32 protein-coding genes are annotated in these 19,508 nt (G+C 66.7%); 1 reads left to right on the top strand and 31 read right to left on the bottom strand.

Annotation, left to right across the window (positions count from 1 at the left end; translation table 11 throughout):
* Positions 1-93: 93 nt before the first annotated feature.
* The 30 genes from ACREYQ_RS30215 to ACREYQ_RS30070 all read right to left on the bottom strand — a co-directional run bounded on the left by ACREYQ_RS30215 (position 94) and on the right by ACREYQ_RS30070 (position 18,316).
* Positions 94-618 (bottom strand): hypothetical protein, encoded by a 525-nt coding sequence (locus ACREYQ_RS30215; RefSeq protein WP_432262975.1) that lies wholly within the window; start codon positions 616-618, stop codon positions 94-96.
* 95 nt (positions 619-713) lie between these two features.
* Positions 714-1,010, bottom strand: coding sequence for a hypothetical protein (locus ACREYQ_RS30210; protein ID WP_432262974.1), 297 nt, complete (start codon positions 1,008-1,010; stop codon positions 714-716).
* Positions 1,011-1,029: 19 nt separating this feature from the next.
* Positions 1,030-1,515 carry a hypothetical protein gene (locus ACREYQ_RS30205; RefSeq protein ID WP_432262973.1) on the bottom strand — a complete coding sequence of 162 codons (486 nt, stop codon included), beginning with the start codon at positions 1,513-1,515 and terminating at the stop codon, positions 1,030-1,032.
* A gap of 26 nt (positions 1,516-1,541) precedes the next feature.
* Positions 1,542-1,817: a hypothetical protein gene (locus ACREYQ_RS30200; RefSeq protein WP_432262972.1), complete on the bottom strand. Its 276-nt coding sequence runs from the start codon at positions 1,815-1,817 to the stop codon at positions 1,542-1,544.
* 91 nt (positions 1,818-1,908) lie between these two features.
* Complete coding sequence (locus ACREYQ_RS30195; RefSeq protein ID WP_432262971.1) at positions 1,909-2,631, bottom strand: GNAT family N-acetyltransferase; 723 nt, start codon at positions 2,629-2,631, stop codon at positions 1,909-1,911.
* Positions 2,632-2,654: 23 nt separating this feature from the next.
* Complete coding sequence (locus tag ACREYQ_RS30190) at positions 2,655-3,053, bottom strand: hypothetical protein (RefSeq protein ID WP_432262970.1); 399 nt, start codon at positions 3,051-3,053, stop codon at positions 2,655-2,657.
* 178 nt (positions 3,054-3,231) lie between these two features.
* Positions 3,232-3,513 (bottom strand): hypothetical protein, encoded by a 282-nt coding sequence (locus tag ACREYQ_RS30185; protein WP_432262969.1) that lies wholly within the window; start codon positions 3,511-3,513, stop codon positions 3,232-3,234.
* Between the two features lie 141 nt (positions 3,514-3,654).
* Positions 3,655-4,212 carry a hypothetical protein gene (locus ACREYQ_RS30180; RefSeq protein ID WP_432262968.1) on the bottom strand — a complete coding sequence of 186 codons (558 nt, stop codon included), beginning with the start codon at positions 4,210-4,212 and terminating at the stop codon, positions 3,655-3,657.
* 288 nt (positions 4,213-4,500) lie between these two features.
* The gene (locus ACREYQ_RS30175) at positions 4,501-4,782 is read right to left on the bottom strand and encodes a hypothetical protein (RefSeq protein ID WP_432262967.1); all 282 of its coding nucleotides are present in this window, start codon (positions 4,780-4,782) and stop codon (positions 4,501-4,503) included.
* Positions 4,783-4,906: 124 nt separating this feature from the next.
* Positions 4,907-5,212 (bottom strand): hypothetical protein, encoded by a 306-nt coding sequence (locus ACREYQ_RS30170; RefSeq protein ID WP_432262966.1) that lies wholly within the window; start codon positions 5,210-5,212, stop codon positions 4,907-4,909.
* Complete coding sequence (locus tag ACREYQ_RS30165) at positions 5,206-5,388, bottom strand: hypothetical protein (RefSeq protein ID WP_432262965.1); 183 nt, start codon at positions 5,386-5,388, stop codon at positions 5,206-5,208. Before ACREYQ_RS30165 ends, ACREYQ_RS30170 begins: the two co-directional genes overlap by 7 nt.
* Positions 5,389-5,650: 262 nt before the next feature.
* Positions 5,651-5,881, bottom strand: coding sequence for a hypothetical protein (locus ACREYQ_RS30160; RefSeq protein ID WP_432262964.1), 231 nt, complete (start codon positions 5,879-5,881; stop codon positions 5,651-5,653).
* Complete coding sequence (locus tag ACREYQ_RS30155) at positions 5,881-6,312, bottom strand: hypothetical protein (protein WP_432262963.1); 432 nt, start codon at positions 6,310-6,312, stop codon at positions 5,881-5,883. Before ACREYQ_RS30155 ends, ACREYQ_RS30160 begins: the two co-directional genes overlap by 1 nt.
* The gene (locus ACREYQ_RS30150; protein ID WP_432262962.1) at positions 6,309-6,506 is read right to left on the bottom strand and encodes a hypothetical protein; all 198 of its coding nucleotides are present in this window, start codon (positions 6,504-6,506) and stop codon (positions 6,309-6,311) included. Before ACREYQ_RS30150 ends, ACREYQ_RS30155 begins: the two co-directional genes overlap by 4 nt.
* A 14-nt stretch (positions 6,507-6,520) precedes the next feature.
* Positions 6,521-6,874: a hypothetical protein gene (locus ACREYQ_RS30145; protein WP_432262961.1), complete on the bottom strand. Its 354-nt coding sequence runs from the start codon at positions 6,872-6,874 to the stop codon at positions 6,521-6,523.
* A gap of 413 nt (positions 6,875-7,287) precedes the next feature.
* Positions 7,288-7,773, bottom strand: a complete 486-nt coding sequence (locus ACREYQ_RS30140) for a hypothetical protein (RefSeq protein ID WP_432262960.1) — start codon at positions 7,771-7,773, stop codon at positions 7,288-7,290.
* A 224-nt stretch (positions 7,774-7,997) separates the two neighbouring features.
* Positions 7,998-8,228: a transcriptional regulator gene (locus ACREYQ_RS30135; protein WP_432262959.1), complete on the bottom strand. Its 231-nt coding sequence runs from the start codon at positions 8,226-8,228 to the stop codon at positions 7,998-8,000.
* Between the two features lie 174 nt (positions 8,229-8,402).
* Complete coding sequence (locus ACREYQ_RS30130; protein ID WP_432262958.1) at positions 8,403-9,077, bottom strand: tyrosine-type recombinase/integrase; 675 nt, start codon at positions 9,075-9,077, stop codon at positions 8,403-8,405.
* 320 nt (positions 9,078-9,397) lie between these two features.
* Positions 9,398-10,249 (bottom strand): hypothetical protein, encoded by an 852-nt coding sequence (locus ACREYQ_RS30125; RefSeq protein WP_432262957.1) that lies wholly within the window; start codon positions 10,247-10,249, stop codon positions 9,398-9,400.
* Between the two features lie 207 nt (positions 10,250-10,456).
* The gene (locus ACREYQ_RS30120; protein WP_432262956.1) at positions 10,457-12,847 is read right to left on the bottom strand and encodes a hypothetical protein; all 2,391 of its coding nucleotides are present in this window, start codon (positions 12,845-12,847) and stop codon (positions 10,457-10,459) included.
* Entirely contained in the window at positions 12,844-14,013 is a 1,170-nt protein-coding gene (locus tag ACREYQ_RS30115) for a hypothetical protein (protein ID WP_432262955.1), read from the bottom strand. Before ACREYQ_RS30115 ends, ACREYQ_RS30120 begins: the two co-directional genes overlap by 4 nt.
* Positions 14,014-14,388: 375 nt before the next feature.
* The gene (locus ACREYQ_RS30110) at positions 14,389-14,529 is read right to left on the bottom strand and encodes a hypothetical protein (RefSeq protein WP_432262954.1); all 141 of its coding nucleotides are present in this window, start codon (positions 14,527-14,529) and stop codon (positions 14,389-14,391) included.
* 31 nt (positions 14,530-14,560) lie between these two features.
* On the bottom strand, positions 14,561-14,749 hold the full coding sequence (locus tag ACREYQ_RS30105) for a hypothetical protein (RefSeq protein WP_432262953.1): 189 nt from the start codon (positions 14,747-14,749) through the stop codon (positions 14,561-14,563).
* A 5-nt stretch (positions 14,750-14,754) separates the two neighbouring features.
* On the bottom strand, positions 14,755-15,030 hold the full coding sequence (locus ACREYQ_RS30100) for a plasmid mobilization protein (protein ID WP_432262952.1): 276 nt from the start codon (positions 15,028-15,030) through the stop codon (positions 14,755-14,757).
* 106 nt (positions 15,031-15,136) lie between these two features.
* On the bottom strand, positions 15,137-15,943 hold the full coding sequence (locus ACREYQ_RS30095; RefSeq protein WP_432262951.1) for a hypothetical protein: 807 nt from the start codon (positions 15,941-15,943) through the stop codon (positions 15,137-15,139).
* Positions 15,944-16,032: 89 nt separating this feature from the next.
* Positions 16,033-16,839 carry a nucleotidyl transferase AbiEii/AbiGii toxin family protein gene (locus ACREYQ_RS30090; RefSeq protein WP_432262950.1) on the bottom strand — a complete coding sequence of 269 codons (807 nt, stop codon included), beginning with the start codon at positions 16,837-16,839 and terminating at the stop codon, positions 16,033-16,035.
* Complete coding sequence (locus tag ACREYQ_RS30085) at positions 16,814-17,101, bottom strand: hypothetical protein (protein ID WP_432262949.1); 288 nt, start codon at positions 17,099-17,101, stop codon at positions 16,814-16,816. The genes ACREYQ_RS30090 and ACREYQ_RS30085 overlap by 26 nt, the downstream gene beginning before the upstream one ends.
* A 116-nt stretch (positions 17,102-17,217) precedes the next feature.
* On the bottom strand, positions 17,218-17,583 hold the full coding sequence (locus ACREYQ_RS30080; RefSeq protein WP_432262948.1) for a type II toxin-antitoxin system VapC family toxin: 366 nt from the start codon (positions 17,581-17,583) through the stop codon (positions 17,218-17,220).
* Entirely contained in the window at positions 17,577-17,792 is a 216-nt protein-coding gene (locus ACREYQ_RS30075) for a ribbon-helix-helix protein, CopG family (RefSeq protein WP_432262947.1), read from the bottom strand. The genes ACREYQ_RS30080 and ACREYQ_RS30075 overlap by 7 nt, the downstream gene beginning before the upstream one ends.
* A gap of 245 nt (positions 17,793-18,037) precedes the next feature.
* Positions 18,038-18,316: a hypothetical protein gene (locus ACREYQ_RS30070; protein WP_432262946.1), complete on the bottom strand. Its 279-nt coding sequence runs from the start codon at positions 18,314-18,316 to the stop codon at positions 18,038-18,040.
* A 441-nt stretch (positions 18,317-18,757) separates the two neighbouring features.
* Here ACREYQ_RS30070 and ACREYQ_RS30065 point away from each other — a divergent pair, with 441 nt between their 5' ends.
* Complete coding sequence (locus ACREYQ_RS30065; protein ID WP_432262945.1) at positions 18,758-19,039, top strand: hypothetical protein; 282 nt, start codon at positions 18,758-18,760, stop codon at positions 19,037-19,039.
* 16 nt (positions 19,040-19,055) lie between these two features.
* Here the strand turns inward: ACREYQ_RS30065 and ACREYQ_RS30060 are convergent, their stop codons facing one another.
* Positions 19,056-19,490 (bottom strand): hypothetical protein, encoded by a 435-nt coding sequence (locus tag ACREYQ_RS30060; RefSeq protein ID WP_432262944.1) that lies wholly within the window; start codon positions 19,488-19,490, stop codon positions 19,056-19,058.
* Positions 19,491-19,508: the final 18 nt, after the last annotated feature.

Raw genomic sequence — 19,508 nt, 5'->3', positions numbered from 1 at the left:
CGGCCATGGCGTCATGGTTTATGGGAAGGGGGTCGGATGACCTCGGAACGGCGGGATTTTCCGGGGTCAGCCCGACTCCGGACGCAACGGCCCTCAGCGCTCCAGCGTCACGCGCACGACATAGCGCGCCGCCTCGGCATTGAAGGTCACTTCCGTCGTCTGGCCGCGCGCCACAGGCACTGCCTTGCGCTGGAAATGCAGCCCGTCGGTTTCCAACGTTTGCGCCTGACAGCCGTCTGCGCTGACCTTTGCGGTAATCGCCTTGATATGGGTGTCGTCGAGCTGCACGTTCACCTCATAGCCTTCCGGGGTGGCCTTTAGCGGCTTGATGTGCAGCCGCGTGCCGACGTCCTCATAACGGATGTGGAAGTCGAAGCCGCCGCCGACGCGCGACGCGCAGGTGCCCAGTGGGACCGCATCGCCCATCCAACCGTTGTAAGGGCTGATGCTGCCATTGGCCAGATCCCGGAACATCCACAGCCCCCACCAGACGGTGCGGCCATCGCGCAACAACTCGATGCGGGCTTGGGGCTCCGCCGTCCCCGTGGGGGCGGCCGCTGTCGCCGCGCCGGTAACACTGGATAGCACCAGCGCCAGTCCGATAGCAATCTTCTTCATATTCGATGTCCTTTGCGTCAATCCGGGCCACGGCCCGTGGTGGGTACCCGCATGGGCAGACAGAATCCACATCTCCGTCCGACGCGGGAGCACGGCTACGCTACGTCCCGCGCGCGGGGCTTGCCAGCGGGGACGGCCGGGACACCCAGCTCCTCGCGCAGCTTGGCTACCTCCGCCGTGGGGTCGTCGGCCAGCGCCACGCGCTGCACCAGCGCTTCCATGCCGCCGGCCTCGCCAAGCTTGCCCGCGCGGGCGGCGTCATCGATCAGGGCGCCAGCCGGATAGTGGGCCCGGTACCGGGCCTCGGCCGCGCGCTGGCGGCGTCGTTCGGTGAGCGCGAGGATCAATATGCCCACCAGCACGATCACGCCATAACCAATCCATCGTTCCATGTCGTTCTCCCCGGGGTCGTCAGAATGCGGTCTCGTCAGCGGCCGCTGCATGGGCCACCGCGCCTTGGCGGCCACGCGGCGGACGACGCCTGTCCGGGGCTCGCTTTGTGGTATCGGCAAATGGCAGGCATTCTTGACCGTCGCCCGCGTCCGGCGCGCCTGCTTTGGCGTCTTCGGCGGCCGCTTCGACCGCGCCTTCGGTGGGGCTCGCCGGCACGTACGGTTTCAGGGCCTTCCCGATCCCTTCGGCCCCGAGCCCCACCCACTCCAAGAATTCGTCGAGCGGCAGCGCGTCGAGCCAATCGCCGAACGCGTCCTCGCTCATCGACCAGAAACGCGGCCCGAGATCCGGAAAACGCGCCAGCAGCCGGGCCAAGGCGTCAGGATCGCGGGCCGGCGTGGGTGCGGCCAGCACCGGCGCGACCGGCTTACCGGCGCGGCGCAGCCGGAAACCCGCGAAGGGCCGCCCCACTACGGGCGGCCGGTGTGTCATGGAGGTCGTCATGAGGGTGCGCCCCTTAGGTGTGTCCTTTAACGCCAGTCGCGCACCAGCGGGCGCACGGACCAGAATTCGCCATCCGCACTGGTGGCTTCCGCATACACGGTGCGGTGCGCACCGCGCTTGACCATGGCGCTGCCGTCCCGGACAAAGCCCATGAAACGCAGGGCCTGCGTGGTGTAGCGCTTCTTGAGCGTCGCGTAGAGCGGCGGGGTCGTGCGCCGGCGCGGCGGCGTGTAGCTGGGCAGGGCCATGGTGCGGGGAAGCGCTGGTCGCGCATCGGTGACGATGGCCCCATCGTAAAGCACTCATTGAGTGCTGTCAACATTCGGCGGGATGGGTTGCGGCGCCCTGCGTCAGGGCGGATGGATGGGTAACGCGCGCCAATCCACCCTGCCGTCAGCCCGGCGACGGGCCGTCGCGGTCCGCAGCACAGGGCGCGCCGACCCTCCGAGCCGCCGGTGCCTCGGCATCGAGCCCCCGGCCGACCGCGACCTGCCAAGGCTCGCGGCGCACGTGCAAGCGCTCAAGAATCTGTTCGGCAAGACGCTCGGCGTCGGGACGCAGGTGCGCCCAGCGGGCGGCTTCGGCCTCAAGGTCCCAGACCGGCTCGGTCACCACCACGCCCGCGCCCGCCAGCGCGCGGGCCGCGTTCCAGAAGCCACTGGCGGCGTGCAGTTCCTGAACCGGGGTGATGGGCCGCCCATATTCCCGCGCCAGATACCAGAGCAACGCGGTGGCATAGCCGCACCGTTGATGCGCGGGTGGCACCCGGATGTCATACACGTAGACCCTGTCCCCGAGCGGCGACAGGCCGTACTTGGCCGTCCCCACCTCTTCGCTGGCGCCATTGTGCAGCGTCGCCCGGAATTCCGGACTGGGCGCCGTGACGACCCGGAAGTGGTCTGCCGCCGCCTTGACGACAAGGGGGGGCAGCCGGTCGAGCGCCCGCGACTGCGCCGAGGGTCCGCCGGGGTCCGCCGCCTTGCGCACGCCGGGCGTATCGGGGGATGGGGACGGCGTCTGGTACGTATAGACGACAGGCGCAGGGTCGATGGACGGCGCGGCGGCCGGCACGGGCGGCCGCCAGCGCCACCGGAGGAGTTGCTTGACGACGGACATCTGGGGAATCGGCGTGGCGGGCCTTAGTCGGACTCGTTCAGGTGGATGCCGGCTGCCTGCGCGGCATCCGCCACGGCCTGACCGGCCAGCGCAGCCGACACCACGCGTTGATAGCTGGCCAGCACGTTCTCACGCGCCTGCTCCAGCGCCTTGCGTTGGGCCCAGCCCAGCGCGACCAGCGCCTCGCCCTCGGCTTGGGAGTCGCACACGAAGAGCACCGACTTCTGGTAGAAGTACTTCGTCTCGACGTCACGGTCACGTTCGGGCGAACGGATTCGCTGCACGTGGATACGGGTCTTGACGAGCTCGGTGATCTGCCACGGACGGGAGCAGATCTGGTCGACAATCATCGGTTCGACACACAGGTACTTGCCAATGTCGGCCTCGGTGACGGGGGACTGGCGGGCATCGCGGATGGCCATGAATGAGTAGATTCCGAAAAATGGGACGCGGAAGAACGCGAACCCAGTTTATACACTCATTGAGTGCTAGTCAAACGAAGACCGATACCCCAGCGGCTTGGCGGGCGACGATCAAGCAAGCAGCAGCAAGCCGCGCTGCCGCTCGCCACAGGGACCGGGCACGCCGGCCCTGCTCACGTCAGCCCGGCGAAAACTCGAACTCGCCGGCGTCGGCGAGCTCGGGCGCGACGTGTACCACGGCGCCCCGGAAGGTTGGCAGCTTTTCCTCGATCGGCAGCACCGGCAGGCCAGCGCCCGGCGCATCGGCAGCGGTGAAGCGAATCTGCGCGGGGGCCATGACAATGCGCCCGGCCGCTTGCAGCTCGCGCCACAGCTCGGGGCTGACCTTGACGCCGGTCGGCTGGCCACGGTTGGCCCGCTCGTCGTAGCCAGCGTCCAGTGCGGTGAGATAGGGATGCATCGTAGGAGTACTCCTGAGACAAGACCCCGGGTTCCGCCCGGGCGTCGGGACGCCATGGCGTCAGAAATCCATCAGGTCAGCGCCCGGCGCGGGATCTTCGACCTACTTGCACGTCTTGGTCTCCAATCGGCAGCCCGCCCTTCAGGCCTGCCCCACATAGGCAACCGTCGGGGGCACGGCCACGCCCTCGGGGCACAGCGCGGCGAATTCGACCCGACACGCGGTGAGGCCCTGCCGCGCGAGCATCTCCAGCGTCGGCTCCAGCTCCGCAAAAAACGCCATGGCGCCATGCTCGTCCACCACCACGGTGTCCTCGCTCTTCACCAGCCAGCCGCCGCCTGCGCGCTCGACGGTGACGCCGCTGCGCCGCGCCGCCGCGAGGAAGGCGTCGTTCGCCGCGCGCGCGGCCGCTTCCCGACTGGACCGCCTTGCGGCGGCGTCGGGCTCCAGCCGCCGTAAGGCTTCCTCCCGCCCGAGCCGGGCCACCAGCCGCAGCGCCGGCACCGCGCAAAGCGCCTCCCAGCGCAGCGCCGGGTAGGTGCCACAGACCACGCGGCAGTCATTCCCGTAGTGCGACACGATAATGCCCCGATCGCCGGGCGCCGGCGGCTGCGCGCCCCGGATCGTCTCGTCCGGCGCCGCCACGAGCTCGACGAGGTCGCCGACCGCCAAGAGGCTGGACTCACGTTTGTCTGTCATGGTAATGGGGCGATGAGCGCGACGCGGACGCTGCGCGCGCGGGTTGCCGGTTCAGTGCCTGTCATGCAGTCCTCCTCGACGGTTCTCGCTCGCCGCCACCTCGGAGCGGCGGGCCTTTCCGGGAGCCCCCTACGCTTGCGGCTGCCCGACCGCCGGCGGCGGCGCCCAGCCGTACTGCAGCGCGAGCTCGCGCCATTTGGCGACCACTGGATTGGAAATCGGTTTGGGCCAAATAAAACTCAGTCGCTTCCGGCGCTGGGCAAGGCACGGCAAGCGCCACAGGAGCGTCTAGCCGGGATCAGTGCCCTCCGGGATGCACGCGCCCAGCACCTGAAAGCCAGTCGCCACCGCCGCACAGATGGCCGCCCGGGTGTTCCACTTGGCTTGGAGCTTGAGGCTGCCAACAAGGTCGGCGCCATCCACGGCAATGGTGCCGTCGTGGAACATGCCGTCGCCGCTGGCATGTGCATGCGGCACGCGTGCGCTGGCCGAGCGGACCCAGCAATACGAGGACGCCGCCCCAAACACAATGGTGCCCACATTGAGCGCCGCCTTGATTGTCAACACCATGCCTCCTCTCGTCATAGAACTGTTCACTCACCGCGCGCGAGCTGCCGAAGCGCGGGACTGCTGCCGCGCCGGGTCACTTCGCCGGCGTCTCGTAACGCCCGACCTTTCCGGGGCCTGCGACGTGTCAGCGCTGGCCGTCCTTGACACTGGCCGCCGCCCCCTCGTGGTCGACGACCTCGCGCTGCTGCGGCGGCAACGGTGCCACCGGCACGCTGCAATGCGTGGGCGACGGCGCGCCGCCTGCCCCCACCCTGCCGCCGCGTGCGTAGTGCCACTCGCCCCCCTCGTCCTCATCCGCGACGGCAAGGCGGGGCGCGGCCCACGAGGCTTCCCACAACCAGAGCACCGCCCCGGCCCACCAACATGCAGCGGGATCAAACGCCTCCCAGACTGGCTCGGTGAGAATGGCGGTCATGCTTGTATTTACCATTTCAGGACTTGACTGGTGCGCGACATCCGGCCCGCTTGTCCGATGCGCGCCTCTGCAGCAAGGAGGATCATCATCTTCGCGGCCGCTACGTCGCGACCGAAGCGCCGGCCCACGCGCAAGGCGAGATAGCCGACGAGCGCGCCCATGATGACGACCGCCGTGACGAGCGCGCTCATCGACTGAATTATTGGTTCCACTGCTTGCTCCATTATTGCTTGCTGCCGGCGACCGGCCGGTGCGGGGCGCCCTGCGCCAGTTCTCCTTGACCTTGCCGGGGCCAGTGCCGCCACACGCGCGGTCCGTCGCGCCCGGCTGCATTCCCTCGACACCTATGCGGCGTCTATAGCGCCGCGCGCAAGCGCTCGTCCGTTAGCGCAGCAATGTCCGCGCGCGGCACGTATGCCACGCCATCGATCAGCACGCACGGCATGTTGGCGCCTATGCTTGCGAGCCGGGCGCCTGCCCCTGCGTTTCGAAACAGCCGTGGTTCGCCCCTGCCAAGCACAGGCCGAGCGCAAGCGAGCTGATGACCATGATGGTGGACGCCACCGGTGATTGCGCGAAGTCCGAAAAATAGGCCGAGGCGGCAAGCGGGACCGCTGCCCAGATCAATGCCACCACGAGGTCCGTGGCGAACTCGCTTGCGCGTCGCTTCAAAGTCTGTTTCATCAATACTCCTTCATGGTTTCCTTGGTGTCGCCCGTCCGCCCGATGACTTTCGTCCTCGTCGGCGGGCAGCGCCTCAGTCGAGGTCGCGCGATGGCCGCCAGCCGTTCACCTTGCGCCAGCGTGCCGGCGTGCCGCCCTGTGCCGGTACCCGTTGCCGTGCGACAGGCGTGCTGCTGTTCCACCGCCTGCGCGCCGCCCGACGAAGCGCGGCCCGGCGCAGGCGGTGTGTTCTTCTGATCCGGTAGGGGCCGGGACAGATGCAACGCCGCGACGACCTGATGCTTGCCGTCGCGCTGCGGTTGCACCTCCACCGCGCCCTTGGCCACCGACCAGCCTTCCGCCCGATAGGCGGAGACGTCGCCCTCCAGCTTGGCCAGCAGCGGCGCTACTTCGGCAAGGTAGAGCTCCTCCTGCTGTAGCGTCAGCTTCATTGCCCGCCCTCCTGTGCGGTCGCAGGTCGATACAGCGGATCGGCGCCAATGAATGCGTCCGGGGCAGCCGGCCACTCCCGGCGGATCGCCTCGAAATTCCCTTCGTTCCAGCAGCGGAGGAAGACCAGCCCTTCATCGGTCTTCAGCGCGAACTGGATGGCCGCCACGGCGGCACAGCAATGCGTTGTCATCATGTCTCCAGAGGCAGTCAGTTGTTGGTGGCGCGCGACATCTGCCCCAGACGCTCCGCATAGACCGCCAACTGCTTGCGGTGCTGCGCGGCCATGCGGGCCGCATACGCCAAGCGCATTGCCGAGCGGGCGCCCGCCACCGCCAGCGCGGGCAGCACGATCTGCGCCCAGTTGGGCATCGCGGCCCGCTCCGTCGCGACCCAGACGCCCACGGCCACCGCGAGCAGCACGAGGACATAGGTGATCTTGAGCGACACCGACGCCGTGTCGTAGCGCGCCTTGCGCTGGATCGGCAGCGCCGTCGCATGGCCGATGGTGTATTCCCTCGGCTCCTCGACGCCAATCCGCGTCCGTTGATTCGATTTCGTCATCTTGACCTTAGATAGCTACCCAACCGCATTACGCGACATGGGGACCGACCCACCCCGCCCTTCGGCGCAGGCCTGCGAGCACCGGACGTTCCGACAAAACCAGCCAGAACCAACCCAACCCACCCGGCGCTGCGCGCCGATCGACCCCGCAGGGTAAAACCGGCACCCCGCCACGCGAAAAATCGGGACCCCAACCCTGTCGTATCGACCGCAAGGACGGATTCTGGACCCCGATCATGGGGCATTGACAGGCACCCAATCCTTGTTTTTCGGGAGACCGGGCCGTCCTTAAAAACCAACCCCAAACCAACCCAACCGACACCGGCCGGAATCGGCCGGCACGCGAAGCGTGAATCGAAACCCCGCAGGGAACATCGGCACCGCTTCGCAGGCAGGCACTGCCCACCGGCACCTCATGCAGCTAGCAGGGCCTCACAATCCTTACTCGGCACCAAGACCGGATCGCCAGCGTTACCGAAGCGCACCACCCCGTCACCCATCAGGTAGGCAGCCCCCGAGATCCCATCCCCCCGGCACGCATAGGTCACGGAACAGCCCAGCACCGCCGCCAGTTGCTTGACGGTCGCCTGATCGTCCCACGTCAGGGGAATCTGATGGCCATGAAACGGCGAGCTCGCACACAGGAAGATGGTCTTCCCGTCCTTGCCCACGCGATAGAGCGCATAGCCATGCGTGCCATAGGGCGCCCACTCGGGACGGTACACGGTCCCGTACTGGCGCTGCAGCTGCTCGCGAAACTGCTCCGGGCCGCGCGAGAGCGCAGCGCCGGCCGCCATCCGGGTCAGGGACTGATAGGCATCGGTCTCGCCCTCGGGCTGACGATCCAGTTCGCCCGCTGCGTGCAGCAGGCGCATCCGGGCTTTCATACGTTGCGACATGGCAATGCTTCCTCAATGAGTGCTTAAGATGAAGCCTAAAACACTCATTGAGTGCTGTCAACATTTACCGACGGTAGAGCTCGTTCTAGGCGGATCCGGCCTCGCTGGCCACGATGCAGATAAACGGCGCCCGCGCCCCAAAATGAAGGGCATCAAAGAAAAAGCGCCACGAAATGCTCGCGGCGCCTTGTCTTTTGCGGCATCGAGGTGGCGGGCCCGGTCGGCTACACATCCTCGTGCTTGAGGACATAGCAGATGAACAGCGCCACCACTGCCGGCATCGTGCGGAATTCCTTCGACTCGTCGTCGGGAATGAGCCAGTTGTCGAGCGTGCGTTTGGGCAGCAAGAAGCGATCGGCGAACTGCTGCCGGGTCGGCAGATCCAGCCGCTCCATGGCATAGCGGATCAGTTCTCGCTGCGGGAGCTTGGAAGGGTCCTTGACTTTCTTGGCCACGGATCGTCTCTTGCGTATGAGAATGTCGTGAGGGAGTCAGCCACCAAAAGCTGCCACTCCGCGAATGCAATTCACCCCCGAAATGAGGGCACTCACTGAGTATTCTATACCAAGCGCGGCGCGCCGAGCCATTCGGCAGGAATCCAACAAGAAGATTGGCAGGCGGGTATCAGCTTACAAAACCTTCCGCACAGCCTCCCTCAGTGAGGCTTCATTGACGTCCACATACACTCCAACATGGTCGATATCCACGTGACCTAACAACGTCTGCACTGTGGCAATGTCCTCCCCCGACTGGACCAACTGCGTCGCGAAACTTCTGCGACCTGAATGGCTCGTGAAACCATCCATCCCGAGCTTGCGATATAGGGAGCTGACGTAGGCCTGCAGGCCATCCGAGGCCAAGTACTCCACCTTTTCACCCGACACCAAGGTGCGACGCTTCCTGATGAGCCGGTATCCCTTCCCTGACTTGGCCACGATCAAAGGCGCGACGGGATTGAACCCTCTGTAGTACTGTGACGTCCCAATCTGCCCGCTGAAGCGATGCAGCGTCTCAAGGTACCTACTCAGCGCGAGCCGCGTTTGCGGATTGGTCAAATAGACGTTGCGACTCCGCCCTCCCTTTGTTGTCGATGCACGCAGCGGAACCTCGCTTCGGAGCTCGCCCTTTTTGGTTAGTACATCCGACAGCCGAAGGCTCGCGATTTCGGTTATCCGCATTCCGCACGTGAGACCCAACAGCAGCACAGCGGCATCTCTCTCTGGGTACCGGCTTTGCGTCTCTATCTCCTGAAGCAGCGTGGGAACGACCTCGCTGCGCATGGTCCTCGCACGTTTGATTCCCATACGATCCCCGCATCAGAAAAGAAGAATATCAATGAACATCATTAACGAGTTCCGCAAGCCGGCCGTATTCAAGGATCCCGAGACCGGCGAGGACCTGCCGCCGGACGCGACCGAGACTGCCCCGACGTCTTGAGCCAGTCGGTGCGATATCGCACACTAGGATTGCGACGCAAACGCAATCAAGGACCGTGGAGAATTCACGGTGATCGGCGCAGGCGCGGTGCACATCCGCATTGATGACAACGGCCCCGACTGCGAGGTGGCGATCACGCAGCCCGACGCCAGTCACCGCCCGACGCCCCTCCCGGAAAGATCGGGCGTTACGAGTTCCGGGGCGGCGGCTCGCAGTCGTCGGACCCATATGGGGTCCACCGGACAGACAGATCGATCCACGGTGAGTGGCCATGCAAGGACCAAGCAAGCCGGTCCAGATTGTCTTGCTCCAGCGATTCGTGTTGATAGAGCACCGCGAACGCCTGCAGCATGAACACGCCATAGAGGTCCGCGTCATCCGTCACCAGCAGCGTACGCAGCGTGGCGTCGCGCCCCTCGTCGCTTGCCTTGCGCTCGGCGCGCAGCACGGCCACCGCGTGCTGCAAATGGGCAAAATGCTCGGCAACGGCGCCTAAGGGACAGCCGCGCGGATAGACGTTGCCGAAGAACGTGATTTCGCGATCGCGCCAGCTGATGTCGAATGCCGCCTCGGGTGTTTGCAACGGTCGCCGACGCCCATTCCTGTCGACACTATGTAGCGCCAACTTGTCCCACAACCACGTGTGGATGGTGAACGAGAAGTCACACACATCTAACCGTTCCGGACGTGCGCGGCGTTTGCCGTGCTGGTCCAGCTCGCTTTGCAGCGGCACCCCCAGCACTACGGGCGCCACGGGCCGCGTTGCAACCGGGAATTGCACGGCTGGCACGCGCTGCCAGACGCGCACCTCCTCCGGGGATTCGATCGGGACTTCCCGGATAACTTCCGAGACCGCCACGTCCAGTTCGGCGCGGTGGTCACGGATCGTTGCATTCAGGGCGTCGGTCTCGTCGATCGCCGCCCATGGCCGACCGGGCAAGTCACGGTGCAGCGCGTAGAGCATGCGCTCGTGCGCCGGATCCGCCAGCCGTCTGGCGACGGAATAAGGATGGCTTTCTTGCGTTCCTGAGCGTTGCATGCTCGCTGTCCCGGGGAGCCATGCCGAGGAGGCCACGCTTCTCATGCTAGGCGATGAGCGCGATCGCGCAAGCGGCGCACCCTCCACGGTCGGAGCGTTACGAGATGTGGGCAGGCCGCTCGATCGCCATCTCGGGGGCAAGCGGGCGGCATCTCGACCGGGTCGTACTCCCGCAGCTCGACTTTCGCGCAGCTTGCCTTTTACGGCTTACCGGTCCAGCAAACGCTGGAGCGCCTGCTGACTGGCTTCGTCGAGCGACGCGCCCAACAGCGCTCGCCCCTGCCGCAGACTCGCCATGGGCGACGGGTTGGGCGGTGTGCCCCGAGGCTGTTGCCCGGTGTCTCCACGTCGCGCACGCAGCTCCCGTGCCCCGCGTCGGGTCAGGACCGGCGCCGCACCCGCCTCCCATGCAACCAGACCCGCGACACGAAGCTGCCGCATCAGCGCCGGCACGTCCAATCCGAGCCTGCACGCGGCATGCGCCAACGCGTCGGCTTCGGCGAGCGCCATGGCGCTCCGGATGGGCAGGGCCGGCACACAGGCATCCAAGACTTCCACCAGCGCTTGTACGCGCGTGCTTGGCTCGGCGTACGCCGCGATGCGTCCCAACTCCCGTTCCAGCGCACGCGCCAAGTTGGGATCGGCAGCGAGCGGGGCCGCCCGGCGCCGTTGCCAATCCAGATGCGCCAGAAACTGGTCCAGCTGCCGCGCCCGACGCTCGCCGGACACGGTGGGCGCGCGTTCGCGCAGAAACTGCCGCTCCGCCGTCCAGAGTTGCCGGCAGCGCGCGATCAGCGCGGCGGCGTCGGTTTCCCCTGTCGGCGTGACCGCCCCCGCGCTGAGCCGTTGCCGCGCAGCAAGGCGCATCGCCATGGCCACACTCGCCTGTGCGAGGCCTTCGTTGCGACTGGGCAGCGCGTCCGACCATGCCTGCAGGCGCGTCCGCGTCGCCCGCTCCATGACGCTGACCCGACACCGGTAAGTCCCGTTCGCCGCCTTGGGCGCCCAACCGAATCGGGGGGCAGCGTAGCCGAGCGCACGACATTGCTCGACCAGCGCCGCCTGCTCGGGTAACAGGCACGGCGCCGGCGGCGCCGCCCGCACAGGCGCCACGACCGGCTCCGGCGCCAGCGGCGGCAGCGCACAGAGTTCGCGCAAGAGCGCCATGCTCGCCGCGTCCTTGGCGGCGACCTCATCCGCGCCTTCGCCGCTCACCCGGTAGACCGCTTGATTTCGGCTTGCCACCAGCGTGGCTACGCGTCGCTGGGGATCGGCGACGTCAGGGGCGACGGTGCATTCCAGCCGCGCAAGGCGCCCAAGCGTTTTCATCTCCTGCAGGCATACGTGGGGGCCACCCCGGATTGCCGGCAGATAGCGCGCGGCCGCTTGGCGGATGACATCGGCCGTCGCCACCGACAGACCGTAGGCCAGCCGCTTCGCCACCGTGGGCCGCCCCGCTGTCAGGTCGTCCGCGATGCTCTGCCGGTAACGTTGCCGCAGGCGCTCAACGGGCACCAGACGGCCGAGTACGGCCTGCCCGGCGGCCATTTGCTCGTTGACCCTTGCCATGGCCACCTGCGGCTGCGCTTCCTCGTCGCGCAGCACCATGGCCAACGTCCCGGCGCCGTCGCTCTGCCCGCGCGCTTGACGCTTCATGTCACGGGCGATCCACGGGCGTGGCGTGCGCGCCAGCGTCGAGACCAGTTGTCGCTGGTTCAGCAGGTCGACATAGCGCTCCCATGGGCAGGCAAAGGTGCCGACGTTGCGGCGGTTGCGTGCCCAGTGGAAGCGATCCTCCGCTGCATAGTAGACCGGCTGCCCGATCAGGGTCACCCATTGGCCCATCCGCTCCGATGCGCCCGTGTCGCCCAGCCATGCGGCCGCCCATGGCAAGTGGGAAGCCGGATCGCCCTGCAAGCTGGCGACCTGCGCTTCGCGCAGAAACGGCGCGTGGCGGGCCGCCATCCAGTCACTGATCGCCGCGTTGACGAGCAGATCCAGCTCCTGCGTGACCACCGCCAGCTGCAGTGCACGCGGATCGGACCATGTGTGCACGCACCCTGCCCCGTCGGCGTAACGGCGGCGCGCTTCGTCCAGCATGGCCAGCTCGCCGCGCGCCGCGCGCCCTGCCACCAGCTGGCAGGCGAGCTGCCAGAGCGCCGCGAAACGATCGGTCGCACCAGCCGACTCGCTGAGCGCTACGGGTTCCACTGCGTCGACGGCGGCGAACACGGTGTGCAGGCCGCCGACCCAGCCCCCTTGCGCATCCAGCCTCAACCGGCAAACGATCACCGGGCGCGCGACGCCAACGCGGAAATGCCCCTGCCCCGCCTCCACGCACGCCGGCACCTTGGCAAGGCCAATCGGCCCCGCTGCCGCGCGCCGGATCTCCTCGATGCGCGCCCAGAGCGGATGGCCATCGGGCAATTCGGCGGCGGCATTTGGCATGACCACGTCCAGCGCGAGTCCGTGCGCGGCGGGCGTGAGGCGGTATCCGCGCAAGACCGGTCGCGTCGGATCAACGCAAAAGGCAACAAATGGCCCGTCCGACGGCGCTCGTTGCAGCGACTGGTCATCGACCACAGGCGAGTCCATCATCTCCTCGCAGCTGGAACGTTGCTCACAAGAACCAACGACTTGCCGAGGGGCGCCCGGGGCGCCACCGATTCCCGCACCAGCTCATCGCCCAAGGGCAGTGCGACCATTTCGTGGCCGCAGTCGAATTCCTCGTGGAACAACGCTCCGCGCTTGAAGGGTGACCCATAGGGCGGGGCAATCGGGCGCAGCTCGCTGTCGCGGTAGGCGAAAGCAGCCCCACGGATTCGTTCGTGCAGGAACAGCGCGTGCAGCCGCGCGTCGGCATCGGGACCGGTGAGCGCAAACCATGATGGCTGCAAGCCGGCGAGATCCCCGCGCGCTTGGAGGAAGCGCACATAGTCGCGGCCGCGTAGTGCGCAGATGATCGGCTCCTGCCATTGCTCTTGGCGTTGGGTCAAGCGCCGCGACGAGAGGGCAAACCACTGCGCCGGCGCGTTGTCGGCCGCTTGCATCATGTCGCGCACCGTCATGCCCCCGAAGTCTTGGGGCGCGTTGCCGGTGTGCCATTCAAACAGCCACGGCTCTTGGTCGGCCAAGAAGCGCATGGCTTGGCGGCGTTCCGGCGCGGCAAAGCACTCAGGAAAGCTGAGTACGACCAGCAGGCCATGCTCCCAGCTCAGGAAGGCCGCCTGCTCGCCGCGCAGGTAGGCCGGCATCTGGCGCATGCGCGCAACGCTCAGATAGTAAAACGGGTTCTTGGTCTGCCATGCAACCTCGATGATGCCTTCGGCGATGCGTCGCGGCTCCCCGCCGTCCTCGAACTCTTCCCCGTCGGGGTCTTGCTCATACGACGCCAGCACTTGCTCGACTTCGGTATAGAGGCTCACGAACTGGCGGAGCTCGGGCCGAGTGTTCGCAGTGGGACACCAATACCGTACGAAATCATCCGCGTCAGCCCGGGATAGTCCGCCGACCTCCACCAGCGCGCGGATCTGCTGATAACGCCTTGCCAGCACGGCGTCGCGGGAGATCGCCTCATCGGGCGGGGAATCCTGCGGATGGACGCCTTGCAGGCGGGCTAGGCAGTCGAACCAGTTTTGAAAGCCCAGCGCGCACGCCGTCGACTTCTGGGCGGTAGTGAGCGGAAGGCCCGGAAACGCCGCCTGCAGCTCTTTGGCGCGGTGTTTCACGTACGTGATCGTGCGGGGATAGAACGTACCGGACATGACAGGAACTCTCCAGATCGTGCAGGAGATGCTGGCTGTAACCTGCCACAGGAAAGGACCCGAGGGCGATGGGGTGCGACTGATGAAGTGGAACCGGTTCTCGAACAGAGATAATGCAATGCCAGCGCAAACGGGCCGGTGGCTCCGTCTGCGCGAAATCATAGGAGCCTTGCCGCAGGGCGTCAAGATAGGAACGCCCCACCCAGAAAGATCGGCCGCTCCGAGACGGCTGGCGGCGCGCCGCGAGCGCACCGGATTCATGGCCAGCCGCCGCGCGCCCGGAGCCGTCGGGCCGCTGCGCGCGGCCCTGCTGGGCGCTGCGCGGACTGGCCTCCCTCCACCATCTGGCCGATGGGCGCCGCCGGCACGCCGCCGCTATCCTTGCAGGACGGAGGTGACCAAGGTCAGTGCCCCGCCCTGCGCGCCCAAGAGCTTCCTGATGAACGGCAGTTCCGAAGGATGTTCATTGTTGCGAACTTCGCAAATGACATTGGTGTCGAGGTACGCCGTGGTCATTGCGCTCGCCCCTGCTACGGCTGCGATGCCCTCAGCGCGGCAGCTTTGTCGGCGTGCCGCCGGTCCGCATCAGCAGTTCCAGCGTGGTTTCGAGGCGAATCACACGCTCGGTCAGCTGCTCGATCTTCCCCTGTTGTTCCTTGACCGTGCCCGCGAGCGCCACTACCTTGTCATTCATCTTGATCACGGTCGTGAGCGCATCCCACACCTTGTCGGTCATCCCCATTACCGCGTCCCTCCCGCCAGTGCCGCAAGGCGCTTGTTTGATTCGGCGACAAACGCCAGCGCGTCATCGAGCGCGTCGCTCGCTTCCTTCGTGGAAGCATTGACGCGTGCAATGAGCGCGTTGAGGTCCTGTTCGTCCTCGGTCGGCGTGAAGCCCTGTGCGGCCTGTCGCATCAGTTCGCTGACGTTAAGCCCAAGGCGCTTGGCGGTGTGCGCGATCGCACGCTTTTGAACGGGTGTGACCTGTACGACAATGCGTTCGGTGGCGGCTGCCATCTTTGACCCCGATGTACATGAACATACCATGTACATTCTAGGCCGGGCCGGAGGGATGTCAAGCCGCTGCCGGCAAGCCCCCGCCGCCGCCCGGAAACGTCGGGCGTTACGAGATATAGGGCGCCGCGAGCTCGACAAGGACGTCCTCTGGATCGTTCAGGAAATCCGGCAGCTCGGGCAGATTGTGCTGCAGCAACTCGCTGCCGCGATACAGCAGGCCCCACGCTTGCGGCGCCAGCGCCGCAAACAGGCGTGCGTCATCGGTGATGAACAGCGCCTGCCAGACCACGCTCCCCCGCTGCTCGTGCGCCCCGCCCATCGCCTCCAGCGCGTGTTCCACCTGCGCCAGTTGCTGCGCCACCTCGCCCAAGGCGCACCCGGTGGGATAGACGTTGCCACAGAGATAGAGCCGTAGGTTGCCCCACTTCACCCACAAGGCCCGGGCCGGCTCGCGCAGCGGCTTGCGCCCCGCCCGCGCCACGGCGTGAAATTCCAGCCCCTCCCACACCATGACCTCGGCGTCCAGACAGACATCGCAGATTTCCAGCACCTCGGCACGAGAACGCTGCTTGCCTTTCGTTTCCCGGTCACGCGCAAGGGCATGACCAAACCAGACAAGGGCCGGGTCCGTTGGCGGCGCCGTCGTGTACCGCACGTCTGGCACCGCCTGCCAGATCTTCCGCTCGGCCGCATCGAGAATGGGGATCTCTTCGATCGCTTGCTGCACGGCGCCGGTCAGCGCCTCGCGTTGTTCGCGCAGGGCCGTATTGAGCGCGTCGACCTGATGGAAATGCGTGTGCGCGAGGCGTGGGAGATCCTGCTGCGCGGCCATCAGCATGGTGGCGTGGGCGGGTTCGCTAAAACGCTTTGCCACGGGCAAGATCGGTCCACCGTGGGCGGGTGCGCGGGTCATGCTCGGACTCCGTGGCGCGGGGTCACCGTCGCCTGCAAACTGGGGGAAGGCATCGTGGGCAGGCGTGGCGGTCCAAGCGACTGGCCGCGTCAGGGTTCGGGCGTATCGTCGGGCTGTCGCACGCGGTCCTGCAGGGCAGGGATCATCTGGCGCTCTTCCATCTGCTCGACCTCCCGGCGAAAATCGGCACGGATGGTATCGACCGTAATCGGCTCGTCCATCAGGGTCGCAAAACCTTCGTCGGTGTCGGCGATGGGATAGCTCAGCAAACGTGCCCGCGTGTCTTCGTAGGGCTGTGGCCGGAACTCCCGCACGGCGTGGAAGATCTCCTCGACCGGCCACGCCGGGGTATAGCGATGGGTCAGCCACCACAGGTCGAACAGGTCGCGGGACTTGATCCGCTCCGACAGCGCCACACACTTGCTGGCGAACACGATCGGTACCGTCGCAATGCGCACATTCCCATAGGGCAAACACTGCGGCATCACGCGCGCAAGGTACTCGGTGTCCTTACGGTAGGCCCCATGGATGACGAAGGTGAGTTTCACCTCGGCCTCGCCCAACGGCCCGCCTGTGGCCATGAAATTGCGCTGGATCTCATCGAGGTCGTCCCCGTCGTTGAGGGCATCTTCCTTGGCGGCGGACGGCATGATGTCCACACAGGTCACGCCGTGGCGATTGAGCGCTTCGAGTATCTCGATCACATCGCCGGGGTCCAGATGGCGCCCCGGGAACGAGAAGTCCAGATCCTCGGAGATGCGATGGCCCAGATGCAACGTCAGGGCGGTCCCGCCAATCAGGGCAAAGCGCTGCAGGGGCTCGCACTCGGCCGCCATGAGCTCCAGCAAGCGCGCGGTGGCGGGCGGCAGCTTATCGAAGCGCAGCGGCACGGGCATGGTTGGCACGGTCAATGCGGGTCAGAAAATCTTCCGTGGTGGCGCGCTGGCGCGCCGAGATCTCGCCTTGCGCATACAGGCGCTCGTTGATCCGGGCCAGCTCCTCGACCGGCTTCTGTTCGGCAAGGACGACCAAATCCAACAGGGTAGGCGCGCGCATCACCACCGGCACGGCCGCCTCGGTCCCCCGGCGAGCGGGGTTGGACCAGAGATGCATGCCGGCCCGCAGCGTGATGCCATGCCACGTAAAGGATCTTGTCATGCGCGCTCCCGATAGTGAACCCATGGGCATTTTAACGCGGATTGGGCCAACCTCCCGCGTCGCGGAAGGACGCCCTCCCCATTGCTCCGGCAACCGAGCGACCCAATCGCGCTCGTTCAAATTGTGTACGGCACACGAATGCCCGGTTCCTTGGCCGGGAACTCCTTCGTATTGCGGGACACCAGCAGCATGGCGTGCGCCTGTGCCGTGGCCCAGATAATGGCGTCGGGCAGGCGCATGCGTCGTGCCTTGCGCAGCGCCACCGCACGGTCGGCTACCACAGGATCGATGTCGAGGACATCAAACGTGGCCAGCCACGCCCGCGTCGCGGCCTCGTTGTCGGCCGATGCCCCGACCATCACCTCCATCCATGTGATGGTGCTGATCGCCCGCGACTCGTACAGGGCGAGCTCGGTGCGCGCGGCGGCGATCCCGTTGAGGTAGTCGATCAGGATGCATGTGTCGAAGAGGGCTTTCACCATTCCGAGCGCAAGCCCTCCTGATACGCCAGACCCTCGGTCTTGCCTTTCCACAGGCCGAAGGCATCCACGTGCGCCCCGGCCTTGCGCCGGGCGATGTATTGTTCCACCGCGTCACGGATGATCGCCGCGCGCGGCCGATGCTCTGCCTCGACCAACTGGGCGAGCTCATCGACCTGTGCCTCTGGGAGGTCCACCAAGATCCGGCTCATGCGCCTCTCCATATTTGATATACATATCATATATCAAAACCTGACTGCCACGACTGCCGGTGGCGCGTGGTTGCGCGCTCGCGGGCGAGCTGGTCGTGACGGGAGGACTGCGATCCCTGCAACCTGCCGCCGCGCGCCCGCTCCCCGGAAACTTCGCCCGTTCCGAGCCCGCCGAAGCCCCCCCCAACGACCACGGCCGCTCCCTCGCGGCCGTTTCGTATGTCCGAGGCGCGTGGCGCCCTGACTCAGTCGTCCAGCGTGAAACAGCACCCCTGCATGCCCACCGGCGCGCCGGCGTAGGCCTGCTGCAGCGTGCGCTGCATGCGCGCTTCCAGATCGGTCAGGTGCGCGGCGAGCGCCGCCAGCGACGCGAACTCGCCGCGCGTGATCGCCGCGCGCAGGTCCACCACCTCTATGAAGCGCCCATGCAGCTGCTCGCGGCTTTCCGCATCGAGCGGCGCCAGCCGGCGCGGCGCGGGTGAGATCGGTGTGGGGGTCGCGACGTGGGTGGCTGCGGTTGTCATGGTCAGTGGCGCCTCGGGTTGGCCGGCTTAGCGCGGCGTCACTGCACTGTACCGGAGGCCCGGCACTGCCGTCACGGATTTCGCCCGCGCCGTTCCGCTGTCGCCACGCCCTGATCCGCTAACCGCGACGTGTGTCCCGGCCCCGGGGCCCCGCGCGGCGCAGCCGACGTGGCCGGCGCGCGACGTCTGTCGCCCTGTTACAAAAAAAATCGCCTGACGCGAAAAGTCCCCATGGGAGGTCCATTTCGGACGGTTGACGATCGGCTCCGCATTGCTGCTTTTCCCCGGGAACGACGCTTCGCACGATCTGGCGGAAATCCGGCAAATTCCCCTGTTCTGGAGAGAACCAGCACGCGCTGCTCGTATCGTTACGATACTTGCGCGGCCGCCGCTCAGGACCTACGATGCGTCCATTCCCACCGCACGCACAGGAGCCACACCATGACCCAGACCTACACCTCGCTCGACGAACTGGTCGAACAAGACCTTGCCGAGCGCAAGGCCCAGCTGGAATCCCCCGAAGGCCGCGCCCGGTTTGAGCGCGCCATGGACAAAATGCGCCGCGAGTGCGAGCTGTACGAGCATGCCCCGGCCCCGTCGCCGTTCGCGGAAGGCGCCAATGCCGCCCTGCGCGGCGAAGACCGCGAAGCGCCGGCCGAGCTCGCGCCCGAGGCGCAAGACCAGTGGCGCGCCGGGTACGACAGCGAGACGGACGAGGAATGAAACGGAGATCCCGCCGCTACGGCCGCAGGCCGTCGTCGGCGGGCAGCCCGGTGAGCTGCGCCGTTTCGTCAGCGGGGGCGTTTTTGCCCACCTCGGGTGCCACGGTATGCGCGGCCACCGCCGGGCCCCGGCTGCGCTCAGGCGCGGCGTTGGCCTGCTCCAAGGTGATCGCCCGCACCAGCCACGACTGGCGCGTTTCGCGCATCATGAACGTATCGCGCTCATAGCCGGTCAGGCACATCGCGTCCCCGTCGATCCACAGCACTTCGGCATCGAACAGCACGCCCAGCTCGGCGGGGTCCTGATGGGGACAACTCGCCATCCACGCCTGCACGGAGTAGCGGTGGGTGTGCTGGTCCGGCCGCTGGCGCAGCACCAGCTTGCCCCGGAACAACGTCTGCGCGCCCCACCACCCCCGGTGCAGTACCCGCCCCTCCAGCCGCAATTTCATGACCTCCGCCCACATGCC

Origin of the sequence: Cupriavidus sp. TMH.W2 (genome assembly GCF_050847365.1) — a bacterium.
GTDB lineage: Bacteria > Pseudomonadota > Gammaproteobacteria > Burkholderiales > Burkholderiaceae > Cupriavidus.
Note: the sequence above shows the minus strand (reverse complement) of the source record. Positions and strands in the feature narration are given on the sequence as shown.

What these genes read in the sequence shown, in the direction of transcription:
- ACREYQ_RS30090 (WP_432262950.1), bottom strand. Translation starts at nt 16,839, where the DNA reads ATGCCCGTGCCGCTGCGCTTCGATAAGCTGCCGCCCGCCACCGCGCGC.
- ACREYQ_RS30070 (WP_432262946.1), bottom strand. Translation starts at nt 18,316, where the DNA reads ATGACAACCGCAGCCACCCACGTCGCGACCCCCACACCGATCTCACCC.
- ACREYQ_RS30190 (WP_432262970.1), bottom strand. Translation starts at nt 3,053, where the DNA reads ATGGCCATCCGCGATGCCCGCCAGTCCCCCGTCACCGAGGCCGACATT.
- ACREYQ_RS30065 (WP_432262945.1), top strand. Translation starts at nt 18,758, where the DNA reads ATGACCCAGACCTACACCTCGCTCGACGAACTGGTCGAACAAGACCTT.
- ACREYQ_RS30205 (WP_432262973.1), bottom strand. Translation starts at nt 1,515, where the DNA reads ATGACGACCTCCATGACACACCGGCCGCCCGTAGTGGGGCGGCCCTTC.
- ACREYQ_RS30085 (WP_432262949.1), bottom strand. Translation starts at nt 17,101, where the DNA reads ATGACAAGATCCTTTACGTGGCATGGCATCACGCTGCGGGCCGGCATG.
- ACREYQ_RS30180 (WP_432262968.1), bottom strand. Translation starts at nt 4,212, where the DNA reads ATGACAGACAAACGTGAGTCCAGCCTCTTGGCGGTCGGCGACCTCGTC.
- ACREYQ_RS30195 (WP_432262971.1), bottom strand. Translation starts at nt 2,631, where the DNA reads ATGTCCGTCGTCAAGCAACTCCTCCGGTGGCGCTGGCGGCCGCCCGTG.
- ACREYQ_RS30075 (WP_432262947.1), bottom strand. Translation starts at nt 17,792, where the DNA reads ATGAGCCGGATCTTGGTGGACCTCCCAGAGGCACAGGTCGATGAGCTC.
- ACREYQ_RS30210 (WP_432262974.1), bottom strand. Translation starts at nt 1,010, where the DNA reads ATGGAACGATGGATTGGTTATGGCGTGATCGTGCTGGTGGGCATATTG.
- ACREYQ_RS30185 (WP_432262969.1), bottom strand. Translation starts at nt 3,513, where the DNA reads ATGCATCCCTATCTCACCGCACTGGACGCTGGCTACGACGAGCGGGCC.
- ACREYQ_RS30165 (WP_432262965.1), bottom strand. Translation starts at nt 5,388, where the DNA reads ATGAGCGCGCTCGTCACGGCGGTCGTCATCATGGGCGCGCTCGTCGGC.
- ACREYQ_RS30105 (WP_432262953.1), bottom strand. Translation starts at nt 14,749, where the DNA reads ATGACCGACAAGGTGTGGGATGCGCTCACGACCGTGATCAAGATGAAT.
- ACREYQ_RS30155 (WP_432262963.1), bottom strand. Translation starts at nt 6,312, where the DNA reads ATGAAGCTGACGCTACAGCAGGAGGAGCTCTACCTTGCCGAAGTAGCG.
- ACREYQ_RS30125 (WP_432262957.1), bottom strand. Translation starts at nt 10,249, where the DNA reads ATGCAACGCTCAGGAACGCAAGAAAGCCATCCTTATTCCGTCGCCAGA.
- ACREYQ_RS30100 (WP_432262952.1), bottom strand. Translation starts at nt 15,030, where the DNA reads ATGGCAGCCGCCACCGAACGCATTGTCGTACAGGTCACACCCGTTCAA.
- ACREYQ_RS30095 (WP_432262951.1), bottom strand. Translation starts at nt 15,943, where the DNA reads ATGACCCGCGCACCCGCCCACGGTGGACCGATCTTGCCCGTGGCAAAG.
- ACREYQ_RS30080 (WP_432262948.1), bottom strand. Translation starts at nt 17,583, where the DNA reads ATGGTGAAAGCCCTCTTCGACACATGCATCCTGATCGACTACCTCAAC.
- ACREYQ_RS30215 (WP_432262975.1), bottom strand. Translation starts at nt 618, where the DNA reads ATGAAGAAGATTGCTATCGGACTGGCGCTGGTGCTATCCAGTGTTACC.
- ACREYQ_RS30140 (WP_432262960.1), bottom strand. Translation starts at nt 7,773, where the DNA reads ATGTCGCAACGTATGAAAGCCCGGATGCGCCTGCTGCACGCAGCGGGC.
- ACREYQ_RS30175 (WP_432262967.1), bottom strand. Translation starts at nt 4,782, where the DNA reads ATGGTGTTGACAATCAAGGCGGCGCTCAATGTGGGCACCATTGTGTTT.
- ACREYQ_RS30130 (WP_432262958.1), bottom strand. Translation starts at nt 9,077, where the DNA reads ATGGGAATCAAACGTGCGAGGACCATGCGCAGCGAGGTCGTTCCCACG.
- ACREYQ_RS30110 (WP_432262954.1), bottom strand. Translation starts at nt 14,529, where the DNA reads ATGACCACGGCGTACCTCGACACCAATGTCATTTGCGAAGTTCGCAAC.
- ACREYQ_RS30115 (WP_432262955.1), bottom strand. Translation starts at nt 14,013, where the DNA reads ATGTCCGGTACGTTCTATCCCCGCACGATCACGTACGTGAAACACCGC.
- ACREYQ_RS30150 (WP_432262962.1), bottom strand. Translation starts at nt 6,506, where the DNA reads ATGATGACAACGCATTGCTGTGCCGCCGTGGCGGCCATCCAGTTCGCG.
- ACREYQ_RS30120 (WP_432262956.1), bottom strand. Translation starts at nt 12,847, where the DNA reads ATGATGGACTCGCCTGTGGTCGATGACCAGTCGCTGCAACGAGCGCCG.
- ACREYQ_RS30145 (WP_432262961.1), bottom strand. Translation starts at nt 6,874, where the DNA reads ATGACGAAATCGAATCAACGGACGCGGATTGGCGTCGAGGAGCCGAGG.
- ACREYQ_RS30060 (WP_432262944.1), bottom strand. Translation starts at nt 19,490, where the DNA reads ATGAAATTGCGGCTGGAGGGGCGGGTACTGCACCGGGGGTGGTGGGGC.
- ACREYQ_RS30160 (WP_432262964.1), bottom strand. Translation starts at nt 5,881, where the DNA reads ATGAAACAGACTTTGAAGCGACGCGCAAGCGAGTTCGCCACGGACCTC.
- ACREYQ_RS30170 (WP_432262966.1), bottom strand. Translation starts at nt 5,212, where the DNA reads ATGGTAAATACAAGCATGACCGCCATTCTCACCGAGCCAGTCTGGGAG.